The organism is Vibrio sp. 1978 (assembly GCF_033344345.1).
This window is the reverse complement of sequence record NZ_JAWPOP010000017.1, coordinates 89544-102807: the sequence shown is the minus strand read 5'-3', so window position 1 is coordinate 102807 and position 13264 is coordinate 89544. Positions and strand designations below refer to the sequence as shown.

Here is a 13264-nt window from a genome sequence, read left to right as displayed (position 1 = left end):
TCCTTAATCGATTTGTAAGTTAGGTAGTATAGCGTCAACGGTCTGCTGAGAGGCTTGCGCTAAATGGGTATTTTGATAGTAGGCGTAACGCTCGGTGACATTCACATTGGAATGACCAAGGCTTTGCTGCGCGAGACGGATATCGTTCGTCGCAATCAACATTTGGGTTGCGTAAGTGCGGCGAAGATCGTGGATAGTAAAAGGTGCGTCCAGACAGCCTTCTTGCTTCATGGCAAGCTGAATGCGCTCCATACAAGCGCGTGGGTAGGCAATGTGCTCGCCTTGGTTCTTTAACGAGGGGAACACCCAATCATTGAACGACACTTTGAGACATTTACGGATCAGGCGTTTTGCAGGCTCGGAGAAATAAATGCGCTGCGATTTACCAGACTTAGTCATCGGCAGGAGCGCAGAAGAAAGATCATCGGCAAGCATGGAGCGAGTCAGGCTAATCACATTACCAATGCGCATACCTGTCAACAAACTCAACATCAGCGCACTCGCATGTAGAAAGTTAGGCTCAACACACGCATTCCGACAAAAGCTTTCCGCTTCTTTCGAGGACAACACTCGGTCTTTCGCATTGTTCTCCAACCGCTTTTTAACGCCCTTTACTGGACTTTTATCGATAATCTCGTGCTCGACCGCCATCGAAAAAAGTTTCGATAAGAAGGCGTGATAGCGGTTAATAGACGCATGACTTAAGTCAGTAAGTGAATTGAGAAACCGCTCAACATCACGGCGAGTCACGTCCGTAACGCGCTCTTTACCAAACGCAGCCATTACGCGCTTAGAGCGGGATAAAAAGGTCTTAGAATCGCGGTGATGATTACGACTGTATGGAAGTACAACGTCATCAAAGAACTGCTGAACCGTCAAACGCGATCCCTTCTGGTATGCCCCAGACTGAACATCAGCGATAAATTGGTAAGCCAACTGATTGAATTCAGCAAACTTCATTTCGGGGTAAGTCCCAAACGACTCGTAGTAACGCTTTCCTTTCCAGCCAAGGCGAACTATCCAGCGCATACTCTTCGCGGTCACAAGTACGCGCAATCGGGGGTTTTTCTTCCAAGGATACTCAACACCTTGCTCGCCCTTAGCAGGACGAGGCAACGCATTGAGTACCTTCTGGTTCATTTCTATCGGTGTAGTGCTCACAATATCTCACTCCGTATAAGTAAATCGTGAGCAAAGATTAAGGTGACACTGACTGAAGAGTGCCGACCACACGACTCCCTCTACAGACCATAAAATATGATGCACCGTAAGAAAAAAGAGTTCATACAAAGAGATTAACTCGTTAGTATGCACAGATTAAGGAACCATTTTGTTTGATTTAATATGCCTAGAAGAAAACCCGTACTCTATGAAAAAACGGTTTACCTTTTCACGCCAAAAGCTAAACCGTTATCAATTCATAACAAGCACTTGCTCATCATCACCCTACAGCGGCTATTTGGCTTAAGTCCTGATAAAGCTACCGCAGCATTGGAAAGTGCCTTTAAGAAAGCAAGGGTACACCAGTCGTTCCCAAAGCGTTCCGCACATTCCACTTATAAAACTAAGCACATTAAAACGCTCAAGCCATTGAAAGAATTGTCAAACAAGAAAAGAATTGCGCTCACTTTAATCGAGAGCAGCATTGTAGAATTGGACAGCAGTAAAGACGAGACATACCAAGATATAGAGATGCCAATCACGGTAGATATTCTAGACTTCCCACCCTGGTATAAACAAAACCGAGAATTTATCCAGCTCTTGGGAAACTTCATTTCAACCGAGCGAAAGTACGAAGAAGAAAGCCATCAGCTGCTTCTTGAAGCCGTACGCAGAGCATCACCACCAGCAGAAAAGCACCTAATAGAAACGAATCTCAAGTTCTACAAAAAACATATTGGTCAACCAAGTACCAATAAAGTAGCTAACAAACAGCTCTTAGATGCCAAACTCGTTATCTTTAACACCATTAACGACGAGGTTGATAACAAAGATAGTAAAGCTGATACCAAAGAAAGCAAAGAGATTGAGACAACCACTCATAATTACTTAGATTATTATGACGATACGCGTGGCGAAACTGACGAGAAAGACGACGAACAGAGCACGTACCTCATCTATCTCTTGGTTAAGCCAAGCAAAAGTATCAAATACATCCCGTTCAAAATTACCAACCTAAATCCGCTCTACAAATATCTTGGTAGTAGAGACAGCACTTACTCAGTGTATGCAATTAAAAACCGTAATCAATTAACGCTCGAACTCGTTATTAGTGACAAAAGTCGAATAAAATATAAAGCCACCATCGAGCAAGACTTTCAGCAAGACGTACCTAACCCGTTTACTGGTCAGATATTATTCAATAAGTTCAACTTTTGGGATCCATCGTTACCTGACAAAAAACACACAATTGTTAGACAAAGAAAAATTCACACATGTAACGTAAAGCTCTCAACATCGGAGGGACATATCGGCAAACGCAGCATAAGGTATATCTTGCAACGTATGCACCAATCGCTCTCGCTGACAGAGTTTCACGATATCGTTACACCCAAAATGTTCATTGAAAGACCTCAAGCATATAAAACGAAACCTATCTTGCTCACATGGCCGTGTGAAATTAAGAATGGTATTAATTCCCCAACGGACTAAATGAACACAGAGGAAAAAGTCCAACGAGACAAAGGGAAACCACTTCTCATCAGTTACGACAAAGAAAAAAGTAGAGGCGCAACCGCCTCTACTTTTTTCACTAGATAACATCTAGCTCATCTAACGCCCCTCCGATTAATGCACCTGCGACAAACCCGATCGCCCCGCCAATCACGACGCCCTGGGGACCATAGCGGGTACCGAGTGTGGCACCGTACTTCGCGAATCGAACACCTGTTGACGAGCTAGGCTTAAACCAGCGCTGTTGAGGGTTAGAGTGAAAATGTGTTTTCGTCATAATGTTTTCCTTTTCTATAGATACAGAAAAGGGCGATACCTTTCGATACCGCCCTTGTTGATAAGCCTAATTTAGTGATGGGACTTAATCATCGTCATCATCAGCCATGAAGTCACCGCCAAGCCAACCATCGTCGCCCGGTTCCATGTCGAAGTCCTGACTGAAGCCAGAGTCTTCTGTACCATCATCATAGTCACCTTGGTCTTCTGTCCAACCGCCCATAACGAATACTCCTTCTTAACTGTAATCCATTGCGCCACATGTATCGCATGACCCACCCTTGGTGACCCAACCGGGACAACCTAAAGAGCGGCATGAGTAACCTGATGCCATAAGCGGCTTAATGAATGTCACTTGCATTACTTGTTTCCTTTAATTGACGTTGTAGTAAATCTACGTTGTGTAGTATCCCACTGCGCTCGGACAGGATATGTCCAAGATCGCAGAATGAGTGTGAAAATAGTCATCGTTATTGCCCTGCCTTATCCGATGAAAGCTATGCCAAATCTCAGTGCGCGACGGTTTGAAACATTTAAAAATGTTTTGCCCTCAACCTGTCCGGAGGAAACCGTACGCTAGTAGCATGAGCGATAAGAGTGAAAAGCTAGCATTAAGGCTAGGTGACATATTGACGAGATTGTTTATGGGAGAGGTGCTCTCCCCTGAGCAGTTGGTAGCGGATTATCAGGTAAGCGAGAAAACCCTGAGACGCGATTTCAATGAAAGGCTCGTCAACGCTCCGATTATCCGCACCAATGAGGGTTATCGGTTAGATCCAGTAACTCGAAATAATGGTAATGCGAATACCAACAAGGTACTGCACGATACGGGTTTGTCTGCGCTACTACCTAATCACTACAAGTTCAACGGTCACACTCCCGTTCTGTTTAAGAATCCACGCTCCGAACCTATCGAGAAGTTCGATGCGCAGTTTAGGCAGTTGACCGAAGTTATTACCACTCACTCTGTGATTGACCTTACGTACAATGGCAAAACGTTCGAATCTGTCCATCCCTATCGCTTGGTGAATGACCGTGGTATCTGGTTCCTCGCTGCGACCCACTGTGACCAGTTACATTCGTACCGATTACCGAATATTTCACGGATTCACCGCCGGGAAGATAAATACAAACCGAATCAAAAGGTCCACGAGGAAATACATAAACAGGGGATGGAGTGGCTAACTCCGGATGATGCTGAGGTGCTTGTACAGGTTGATAGGGAAGTAGCCCCTCGCTTTCTTGAACGGACGATTCTCCCCCACCAGCAGCTATTGAAAGAACTGAGTGACGGTAGTTTGCTAGTTAGCAGTCGAGTATCAAGATTGAGCGATATCTTGCCCTTGTTGAAGTCCTGGATCCCTCAAGTCGAGGTTCTCTCCCCAGTCAGTCTCAAGCTTGAACTGATACGCGATCTCCACGCCACATTGGATCGTTACAAGTAGTTGCCACGTTAATAAATGACGCCCTAGCGTTCTCTCTAGAAGCACAGCACCAAGTCAACAAAGAACCCCGACATAATGTCGTTTCACTACGCTGCTACAGACCGTCCTACCCATGAACTTGTCACTATAGATCCCGGTGACAATTTCCTTTTTAACTCAACGGGTTTGAGACTAATGTGTGGGAATCGTGGATTACCGCTTACAGCGCATGGCAACGTTGAAAGTGACCAAGTTTTCACACCGACCTGTAAACATTGAATTAAGGGGCGCTCTTGGCGCTGTAATTAGAACAGATGACTATGGAAAATCTCATGGAAACTCGTTCTCAATACCCCTATACGTTACGCGCTATAGCAAAACCTAAACATCAGCTCCCATTGCTTCGACATAGCAATGGGAGCTTTTAATAACAAAACACCAGAACAAACCAACCAAACTCGTTAAAATTAAGACTCCCTTCCTTGGTGTTTCCACCGTCCATTGCAATCCAACAACGCCATCCCCTCTGAATCCCGAAGGCAACGGATTGGGTAAACGTTGCTAAAACTTGCCCCAATGAAAAAGGCTTCCCATCACACCATGACGAACATGGGACAATGGGAAGCCTTAGTTTCACTAGGAAGTGAGTCGAGTATTTTATGGTACATACATGGTGCTTTCTACTTGGTTTGTTACCGATGGACTAATCCACAGTGACTTTTCTCTCATCGAACACGCCCATTTCGACGTAGCTAAGAAAGTTGGATTCCCACATCGAGTAGAACTCCATTACCTCACTACTTGTTATCGGCAGTTCCGGAACATAGGAAAAACTCGCTGTTCCAGATGAGAAGTTAAAATCCACCTCTTTAACCAGTTCGGGATAAGGACCACCGCAATACGCAAAGTCAGTGATGTAATCAAAAATCCACTGGTCGTAGAGACGAACAAGCCTGATTTCAACAGGGTGAAAACCGCCGTTTTCCGAACTGTAAGATGAATCTCGGAAGTTGATCACCACCGATTGGATCATGGGTGTCCATTTGCCTGATTCGCTGATCACTCGGTTTAAAGTATCTTGAAGATCGATACTGACAGGCAGCAGTAATCGCTCAACGTCAAAAGTTAAGTTCATAATAAAATCTCTTTTAGTTTGTTAGGAATGCACTCTTGCTAAGTGCTCGGTATGAAAGCCAGTGTTGGCTTAGTGAGTAAGGATTGATGTGGATTTGGGGTTATTTCGCTTTGGTTTCAGAGTCCACTAGAGACAGGATTTCGTCTCGACACTGCTTGTAGTCAGGCGCTAGAACGTGGAGGAAGACTGATTTCTCCGACTGGATGATAAGACCAAGCCCCCTGCAAACTCCGCACATAAAACCCGCGTTGTTCGCTGACTGTCCAGAAAATACACACTTCAGCACAGAACTCTTGAACGGCTTATCACCCTGCACATCCAGAACAGCGGTGATATCTTTAAGCGGGATCCATTCCTTGCTGTGCAAACCACCGCCTTCATTACCCGACATGCGGATATAGAGCTCGTTTTCTTCATCATGAATGGCGATTTCATAGAACACATGATTCTCGGTTTTCGGTGATAGCTTTTTAGCTTTACCCTCGCGCACGATATTAGCGAAATGGTCTACTGGTTGATCGTCAGTGACCGTGACTTGTTCATTGCCCTCTACGATTTCAGGTTGAACCGTTTCTTGTTGTTGGTTTGATTTACGTGCCATAGGACACCTCCTTTGAGATGGAATTGTTCAGGTTTAATTTGGTTTTAAGATTCAGCTTGGTCAGCGAGCTTGGCGACAGGGAACGTTGGACTGTTCATAGGAGCACAGCAGTACACACCAGCGCCTTCCATGGTCACTATGGCGACCGCTAATAGCCAAGGACAGTCAGGAGAGTTAAGAATTAGCACCCACTCGCTAAAGTTACTAAGAAACCTTAGAAAATGCTGGTCTTCCTCAGATTCTTCACTCAAGGTTTCGTCGGTATCGGACTCCTCAATCAAGTACAAGGTCGTACCGACTTCATCCCAGAACGCTTTCGTATTTTCTTCATCACCGAATGGCTCAATCAGGTGTTCGAGTAGTTTTGCTTTCACACCATCAGGCATTGGCAGTGATTGAATGTCTTCAAACTTGTTTACTGTTTTCATCGTGAATTTCCTTATAACTAACGAAAACCAGCTTTCCACTCTCTATCGAGACATGTCAGATGATTTTCCTTCTAATAATGAAAAAGCCCCTGTTTAGCTCATCGCTAAACAGGGGCTTTTCTAATGTCATTTCTAAATTAACTGGTTAAACCTAACTTCTTCATTCCCAACGTATCTCTGGCTTCGCAGTCACCATATCCGATAAACGAGAACCAATCTCCCTCCGACGCCCTACAGTCAGCTTCGAGTAGCGTCTTGTTGATGACAGGTCAGCGTGATTCAACTGCTTGGCTATGTCGTGTAACGAGACTCCTTGTGACGCCAAAAGCGACCCAACGGTATGGCGAGCACTGTGCAGGGTTAGGTTCGCTTTATCACCGGGTATGTCGGGCAGTCCCATCTTGGCTTTGATAGCCTTGAAAGCATGCCTAGGTTGTCCTACTGGTTTACCCTTTTTGCGTCCAGGAAAGAGATACGGATTATTCGCCACATGAGGCACCGACTTCAAAATATCAAGCATGTAATCACTTAGATAAATAACGTGACTACTACCGTTTTTCGTATGCGGAATAGTGAGTGTTTTCTCCTCCCAATTCACATCGGATTTCAAGCGCAAACGCAGTTCCTTATCGCGTAATCCGGTCAAAAACAGAATAATTAGGTACGCACTAATGCTCTTATCTTCATGGTTCAGAGCGTGACCTATAAACTCCTTTAGCTGCGCTTCCGATAAGTAGCCAGTGCGAACATTATCTTCTTTTAACAAGCTCACCTTGTCAGCAATGAGCGGAGCGTCCATCAACTTGTATGCTTGACGATTGATCGTTTTCAATAGAGCTAAAACGCGATTAATCGAAGCAGGAGCATACGGTTTACCCTTAATCGTAACTGCGTTCTGCATCTCCATTTGGACTTTGATGATATCGGCGGCGGTTAGGTCATGAATCGAGATATGGTGTATCGACTTTGCTAAACGAAATCGCGCTACATCATCCTTCCAACTACGTTTCTGTTTTGCCAGTGGCAGGTACACTTCATCAAAGAACCGTTCCAGAGTCATCGTCTTCTCGGTAGTCTGATTGTCACGCTCAAGCTTGGGATCAATGCCTTCCAGGATCTTCTGGCGGTATTCCTTAGCGATCTTTCTCAAGGTTACAAGATCTGTCTCAGGGTGACGGCCAAGACCAATCGCAGATTTTTTACCCGGAACCTGAGGGCTAATATACCTAAGCAAGAAGCGTTTCCCGCCAGATTTACCCACTAAGCAACGTACGCCAGTAGGTAAGCCACTATCTCTCATAGCAGATAAATTGACTTCGTAATCAGCGGATTTTGCAGTTCTAGGGTTGGGTTTAAGGTTGTTGAGGAAAGTGGTGGTGAGTCGCTGTGATTTACTCATTCAAACCTCCATTAACTAGATATTCAATTAGTTAATATGTGTTTGAATGGGTGTTTGTTACAGCTAAATAAAAGCCGAACGATACAACATGAAGTTATATGGTTCGGCTTTACCCACCCCTATCCCTAATAAACCTTGAACCGTTTCAGCTACTTGCCTCAGCGTTTTCACTTAGTCAGTGACAGGTTACAAGGTTATCCGAATACCTATACACGACCTCAACTTTAAAGCTAAGGTGGTGCTCATGATGAAAGGTACTTGTTGTTGAACTGACATCCAGTTCTGCTTTGAGGATTAAGCCCCTCTTTGGCTATTGGGTTTTCGGCTACATCTTAAAACGGCAACAGATCGCTATGCAAACCAAGTTTCATTAGCTTTTGATAAAAAGAAAATCTCATCGGTGAAGTATGCTTGAGATTAAAAAAATGGGAAGGCAAATTTAAATCCAATCGAGCGGTTATGGAAAGTGATGAATGAGCATGCGAGGAACAATATTTACTTCTCCTCGAAGGCTGAATTTACAACGGCTATTAATGAATTTTTCAATGTAACGTTGCCAGAAGTTGCAGGCTCACTGGTATCCCGAATTACGGATAATTTTCAGATTTTGAAACCTGCATCTTCAAGTTGAGCGAGTATATAATCGGACGAGAAGGCACAGTGCTCTTGGGTATCTAAGCCCAGTTAACTTTGAACAGCAAAATGTCGCTTAATGAAGTGTCCAGTCTAGCTGGAGCAGATCAGAGTTTTGCTTACCAGATCGAAAGACAGTTTACCTCCAATGTGTTTCTTCTAGCTCTTTTTGAGCTTTATCTAGCAACGCCATTAGTCTGTCTGCATCTTTGTATTTCCCTGCGATGATGGCACTGCGTAATTCGACCTGTAGAGCCTTCAATTTATCTAAGCCAGTTGGAGGTTTCGCAAGACGACGCAAACCATCAGCTTGATCCATAGATCTGATGTCATTGTTCATTTAATCTCCCATTTCGATGAAGAACTATATCTATTTGAGTTTGATGAGAAAAAACTTCTGCTGAACAATTTACACACTCATATTTGAAGTATTTTTTGCGGAATACTTTTTCTATGAATGAGCGGTGTATTCGATTAAACACCGTACTCTTATTACACGAAGGGCACACCCCATAAAGTTGCATATAAATTAGCCTACTGACGAACGGACAATATTTTATTCATACCCAAATTGATATGAAACTTAGTTATATGCATGATATTACTTCAAGTTTTTGTTTTTTGGTGTGATCTTTGCCGCATAATTTAATGTTAAATAGGCGGTTGGATAAAGTTGGCAGCGGTAGGTTGAAGGTAGATTTATGTAGGATTTTTACACAGGCTAGGCTAAATATTTTCTGCAATTTCTTGTCTATTGGCGATATTGAGCGTATCCGCCCCGTGGGAGCATGGGGAGAATACTGGAAAACAGCTTAATAAAGATTTATACCGAGAGCGAGCCGATGTGCTCAGAGAGTGGGCTGGTGCAGAGATTCTTTACCTAACCATATTTAACGATAGTAGTATCTTGGCAAATGGCGTGTCTGTAGAGCTAATAATTCCACGCCACAAAGGGTCATCACTTCACGTACCCAAGAATAAGTATCCAGAAGAGCCTAAAGCAGAATACGAACCTTACGATAGATTAAAAATTAAAGGTATTCATAGTCTTAATAATCTACCAGACTTGAGTGTGTCATCTGATACTAAAAACTACTACATCAATTGGAGTGTAAACCGCCTGCAAGCGCAAACCAATTTAGAAGCAGATGGGTATGTACTAATTAAAACTGATAAGCCACTTGAGACTCAATGCACTATCTTTTGTGATGAGTTGCCTCAGCCAACCAAGACTACATTCAAGTCAAACCCACCGTTGGGTACTGCTATTGTTTCTGTAGATGAATTGTCGGATGAATCCTACTATACATCATTGCGCGATAAGCTCATTATGGATGGGTATGTTATAAGAGTTTTTGAAGAAATGTTGAACGAATATGAGCTTGAGGACTAGGTAGTTCTAGCACTGCGTTTGTTTACATATTGACATTTATCGCTACTTGCAGAATGTGAGGGACAAAGAGTTTTATTGAGCTGAAGGTTAAGTGTCAAAGAAATCAATAGAAACTTTTTGCTAGAGCTTCAATTTTCAACAATTGTATAGGTTAGTCTTTGGCCTAATTTCAATAACACACCTAGTATAAGGTGGTAGCTATGGCTCTGATCAAATGTCCTGAATGCTATACAGAAGTTAGTACTTCTGCATATAACTGCCCTAAATGTGGGGGGGGGGCAGCTAATTGCTTAGCAATTTTCAACAACTGCCTTGTATATTTGTATTTTTTACCGTCACTTTTGTCATGCTAACCAACTGTTATTTAATAGAAAGCCGATGGCATTAAACCATCGGCTTTAGACTTAGTCATCCCCTAAGTAGTCATCATTATTTGGATTGTGAGCATCCGCCCAGTCATCCATATCAGAATCATTATTAGGGTTATTAATATCAGACCACAGGTCTAGCTCGTCTTGTGACATATCTGAAGGATCCATCATAATTATTTCTTTCCTTGATAACGTGAGTTGTTTGGGTTTAGTTGATTTGCTCGATTATCTTGAGCCTTTTGGTACGTGGTGTTATGTCCAGATGTACCTTTGTTGCTGTTAGCTTGATTTGCTTTATGGTTGTTCTGTTTGTTGCTCATCGTTCTATCTCCTTTGTTGAATGAACGATGACATTGTATGAGAGGTGGTTTAGTAGCGACGATGATGGGACGGTGATTGTTCAGTGATTCTTAGTGATATTCAGTGATTTTGGACGAATGAGTGGAAAATGTCATAGCTTAAAATGGAAACTACCACTGTATTACCTACAGATTTCGCCACCAGAGCCACTAACATAGTATTAATAATAACCAGTACAACAGCAGCCTATGGCAAGCTGTTGTACTGGTTATTATATATTAAATATAAAAATCCCATCCAAGATCTAGACCTCATCTATCAAGCCACATCAACACTAATCTCGCACGCAACTCATCAGAGAGTACCGAGATCATCACTCAGCAAGCTTAGGACAGCAATATTCACACACTGATGGTTAGTAGTAGCGATGGAGAATACCGCCATTTATTACTCTTTAATGAGGTCGGTAAGTCAGCCGACTAACACCTAACCCATTTTTTCTTGGACTGAGGACTACGCTTGATTTGGTTATTTTTGGAAAGCTCATTGATTGCCTTGGTAAAATCTGACTTTGACAGCCCTAGCTGCTTTTGAAAGCTAGGATCTAAAGCACGAGGAGACTTCAAAGCATGAAGAAGCTTGTCTTCAGGGGATTTTTGGGGTGTCTGTTGTGACTTAATAATTGGAACAACGGTGTTGTCTCTAGTTCTGATGCTTTGACAAGGTGCGCCTAATTGCTTGCACTGAAACTCAAATGCTGAAATCAAACTTTCATCGTTACTGTATAGCTCAAAATGAACAGAGCCCAACTGCTTTTTATCTAAAGCAAGTAGCACCCTAGACAGATATGCAATGATATAGAAATCGGCTTGGTTCTGACCTGTCGGATAGTCAGATAAGAACAGATACAACGACTTTTCACAAACAAGCTTGACTGAATCTGACTTAGAAAAAACAAAGACTTTATCAACGACCGAAGCATTAATTTTTTCTAGCTCCTTCAGTCCTACATTTTCAGCATCGACGAAAATCATCTTCATAGTTGGCCAAGCTCCATTTGTTCACCACTATAAAGAAGATTACACAGTTGCATATCGATATCAACTTGGAGTTAATTCATCTGTGTGATTGATTGTAGGTGTATTACCCCAACGCGCTTCCAACACACACCGCAAAACCGCCTAACTCAAACTGGCTTTTCGACTATCCATCGAAACGATCCGTTGTTCCATAAGGGCAAAACCAAAACCGCATAGCACCGTAAAGTCACCATGGTCGTACCATGGCTCTTCTCGCTCGAAGCCCTTGATAATACTGGCTTGCGAGATTACAGAAGTTTGCATTTGTTGGATTTACTAGGATTCCCTTGCGCACAGAATCGTCATGCGATGAACCATATATGGACCATGGGAGAAATTTTAAGGCGGGTAAAGGGAGTTTATTGGAGCGAGAAAAGCTTCGATAACAAGGAAGGGAGAAACGAGCTAAGCTTCTGATTTCTTGAATATTTTCAAAGCTTATAAACGACGAAAGGCCGCTATAAAAGCGACCTTTCTTTATATGGTGCCGGTAGGCGGACTCGAACCGCCACGCCCGAAGGCAACGGATTTTGAATCCGTCGTGTATACCAATTTCACCACACCGGCATCTTTGGGCTATTGCCCTTTGATGGTTGGCATTATACGTAAGCTTTTGACCTGCGCAAGCAGAAATACCTTAAATAACTATCGTTTGCTGATAATTTCGCCACAAAGTGTGACAAAGCTGTACTCATAAGAAACGTACGCTCCATTTTCTACTACTCTTCCAGATGAAAATGAGTATACGAAACTCTTTTTAAGTTCTATTCACTGTAATATCAGAAACATAACCATTCCCAATGCTCGACAACGCATTATGGAGCATCTCTGCGGCATCTTCTGCTTGCATGAAGTGACTCGTGTCCATCGTATTGCCACTTGTTTTCCAGAATTCCGTATCCATTCCACCAGGATAAACCGCGATAATTTTCATAGGTTTTCCTTTTAGCTCCAAACGAACCGACTCAATTAATCCTTTGATGGCCCATTTCACTGCACAATACGTAGACTCTTGCGCTTTAGGTTGTTGCGCGGCTGTGGACATGATCATGACCACTTTTATTGGATGATCTTTGTAACGCTTTACTAACTCTCTTAGCACATGAATCGCAGAATTCAGGTTGTTATCAATCAACTTTTGAATCTCTTTCGGCTCCTGCTCTTCCAGTAAGCCAAAATAACCACTTCCCGCACTATGAATGACCATTTCAGGGGACTGTTTCACCCCATCAAAGAGCTGTTTCACATTTTGGTGCAATGAGAGGTTGCAAGCTTGATAACCAACGTTATGAGAGAGTTGTTTTGCTAGTGCGGATAGTTTTTCTGTATTTCTTCCTATTACATACGTCTCTTTGCCTTCCGCATCATAACGCTTTGCTAGTTCCGCCCCTAAGCCGCTACTTGCACCTGTAATTACAATCATGCGCTACCTCTTTTCAATCACATACTTTTAATTCATCTATCAATTAAGGTAACAGAATCGTGGTAATTCACACCTCAAGAGCACCATTCTTTGAAGCAAGCAGCTTTCTTACTTTCGTGATGCATGAAA

At 43.0% G+C, this 13264-nt stretch carries 17 protein-coding genes, 1 tRNA gene and 2 pseudogenes; 5 read left to right on the top strand and 15 right to left on the bottom strand.

The features are described 5' to 3' along the window. Positions 1-3: 3 nt before the first annotated feature. Positions 4-1161, bottom strand: coding sequence for a tyrosine-type recombinase/integrase (locus R8N49_RS16855; RefSeq protein WP_318190019.1), 1158 nt, complete (start codon positions 1159-1161; stop codon positions 4-6). 183 nt (positions 1162-1344) lie between these two features. On the opposite strand from R8N49_RS16855, the gene R8N49_RS16850 reads away from it, so the two are divergent. After that, entirely contained in the window at positions 1345-2652 is a 1308-nt protein-coding gene (locus tag R8N49_RS16850) for a hypothetical protein (RefSeq protein ID WP_023585708.1), read from the top strand. Between the two features lie 100 nt (positions 2653-2752). On the opposite strand, the gene R8N49_RS16845 is transcribed toward R8N49_RS16850, so the two are convergent. From R8N49_RS16845 to R8N49_RS16835, 3 genes are all read right to left on the bottom strand, one after another. Continuing rightward, complete coding sequence (locus tag R8N49_RS16845) at positions 2753-2950, bottom strand: glycine zipper domain-containing protein (RefSeq protein ID WP_023585707.1); 198 nt, start codon at positions 2948-2950, stop codon at positions 2753-2755. Between the two features lie 84 nt (positions 2951-3034). Then, entirely contained in the window at positions 3035-3172 is a 138-nt protein-coding gene (locus R8N49_RS16840; RefSeq protein ID WP_023585706.1) for a hypothetical protein, read from the bottom strand. Between the two features lie 15 nt (positions 3173-3187). Further along, the gene (locus R8N49_RS16835; RefSeq protein ID WP_254901957.1) at positions 3188-3310 is read right to left on the bottom strand and encodes a hypothetical protein; all 123 of its coding nucleotides are present in this window, start codon (positions 3308-3310) and stop codon (positions 3188-3190) included. A 178-nt stretch (positions 3311-3488) separates the two neighbouring features. On the opposite strand from R8N49_RS16835, the gene R8N49_RS16830 reads away from it, so the two are divergent. Then, positions 3489-4394, top strand: coding sequence for a helix-turn-helix transcriptional regulator (locus tag R8N49_RS16830; RefSeq protein ID WP_080102011.1), 906 nt, complete (start codon positions 3489-3491; stop codon positions 4392-4394). 682 nt (positions 4395-5076) lie between these two features. Here R8N49_RS16830 and R8N49_RS16825 read toward each other — a convergent pair. The 4 genes from R8N49_RS16825 to R8N49_RS16810 form a co-directional block, all read right to left on the bottom strand. Then, positions 5077-5508: a DUF2787 domain-containing protein gene (locus tag R8N49_RS16825; protein ID WP_023585704.1), complete on the bottom strand. Its 432-nt coding sequence runs from the start codon at positions 5506-5508 to the stop codon at positions 5077-5079. 100 nt (positions 5509-5608) lie between these two features. Further along, positions 5609-6109 carry a hypothetical protein gene (locus tag R8N49_RS16820; protein WP_023585703.1) on the bottom strand — a complete coding sequence of 167 codons (501 nt, stop codon included), beginning with the start codon at positions 6107-6109 and terminating at the stop codon, positions 5609-5611. A gap of 44 nt (positions 6110-6153) precedes the next feature. Beyond that, the gene (locus R8N49_RS16815) at positions 6154-6537 is read right to left on the bottom strand and encodes a hypothetical protein (RefSeq protein ID WP_023585702.1); all 384 of its coding nucleotides are present in this window, start codon (positions 6535-6537) and stop codon (positions 6154-6156) included. A gap of 160 nt (positions 6538-6697) precedes the next feature. Next, on the bottom strand, positions 6698-7936 hold the full coding sequence (locus R8N49_RS16810) for a tyrosine-type recombinase/integrase (protein WP_023585701.1): 1239 nt from the start codon (positions 7934-7936) through the stop codon (positions 6698-6700). 436 nt (positions 7937-8372) lie between these two features. On the opposite strand from R8N49_RS16810, the pseudogene R8N49_RS16805 reads away from it, so the two are divergent. Continuing rightward, positions 8373-8567 (top strand): annotated as a pseudogene (locus R8N49_RS16805) (IS630 family transposase); the annotation flags it as partial. Beyond that, positions 8563-8649: pseudogene (locus R8N49_RS31020) on the top strand (IS3 family transposase); the annotation flags it as partial. The pseudogenes R8N49_RS16805 and R8N49_RS31020, both read left to right, overlap by 5 nt. Positions 8650-8708: 59 nt before the next feature. Here the strand turns inward: R8N49_RS31020 and R8N49_RS16800 are convergent. Further along, positions 8709-8909 carry a hypothetical protein gene (locus R8N49_RS16800; protein WP_023585700.1) on the bottom strand — a complete coding sequence of 67 codons (201 nt, stop codon included), beginning with the start codon at positions 8907-8909 and terminating at the stop codon, positions 8709-8711. 504 nt (positions 8910-9413) lie between these two features. On the opposite strand from R8N49_RS16800, the gene R8N49_RS16795 reads away from it, so the two are divergent. Continuing rightward, a complete protein-coding gene (locus R8N49_RS16795; RefSeq protein ID WP_155007066.1) occupies positions 9414-9962 on the top strand; it encodes a hypothetical protein in 549 nt (182 codons plus the stop codon). A 404-nt stretch (positions 9963-10366) separates the two neighbouring features. Here R8N49_RS16795 and R8N49_RS16790 read toward each other — a convergent pair whose 3' ends face one another. From R8N49_RS16790 to R8N49_RS16765, 6 genes are all read right to left on the bottom strand, one after another. Beyond that, entirely contained in the window at positions 10367-10504 is a 138-nt protein-coding gene (locus tag R8N49_RS16790; protein ID WP_023585698.1) for a hypothetical protein, read from the bottom strand. Positions 10505-10506: 2 nt separating this feature from the next. Continuing rightward, entirely contained in the window at positions 10507-10653 is a 147-nt protein-coding gene (locus R8N49_RS16785) for a hypothetical protein (RefSeq protein ID WP_023585697.1), read from the bottom strand. 459 nt (positions 10654-11112) lie between these two features. After that, positions 11113-11673: a hypothetical protein gene (locus R8N49_RS16780; RefSeq protein ID WP_023585695.1), complete on the bottom strand. Its 561-nt coding sequence runs from the start codon at positions 11671-11673 to the stop codon at positions 11113-11115. Between the two features lie 141 nt (positions 11674-11814). After that, on the bottom strand, positions 11815-11976 hold the full coding sequence (locus R8N49_RS16775; protein ID WP_158156911.1) for a hypothetical protein: 162 nt from the start codon (positions 11974-11976) through the stop codon (positions 11815-11817). A 218-nt stretch (positions 11977-12194) separates the two neighbouring features. Beyond that, a tRNA-Leu gene (locus R8N49_RS16770) sits at positions 12195-12279 on the bottom strand. 190 nt (positions 12280-12469) lie between these two features. Continuing rightward, the gene (locus tag R8N49_RS16765; RefSeq protein ID WP_053303444.1) at positions 12470-13135 is read right to left on the bottom strand and encodes an SDR family NAD(P)-dependent oxidoreductase; all 666 of its coding nucleotides are present in this window, start codon (positions 13133-13135) and stop codon (positions 12470-12472) included. Positions 13136-13264: the final 129 nt, after the last annotated feature.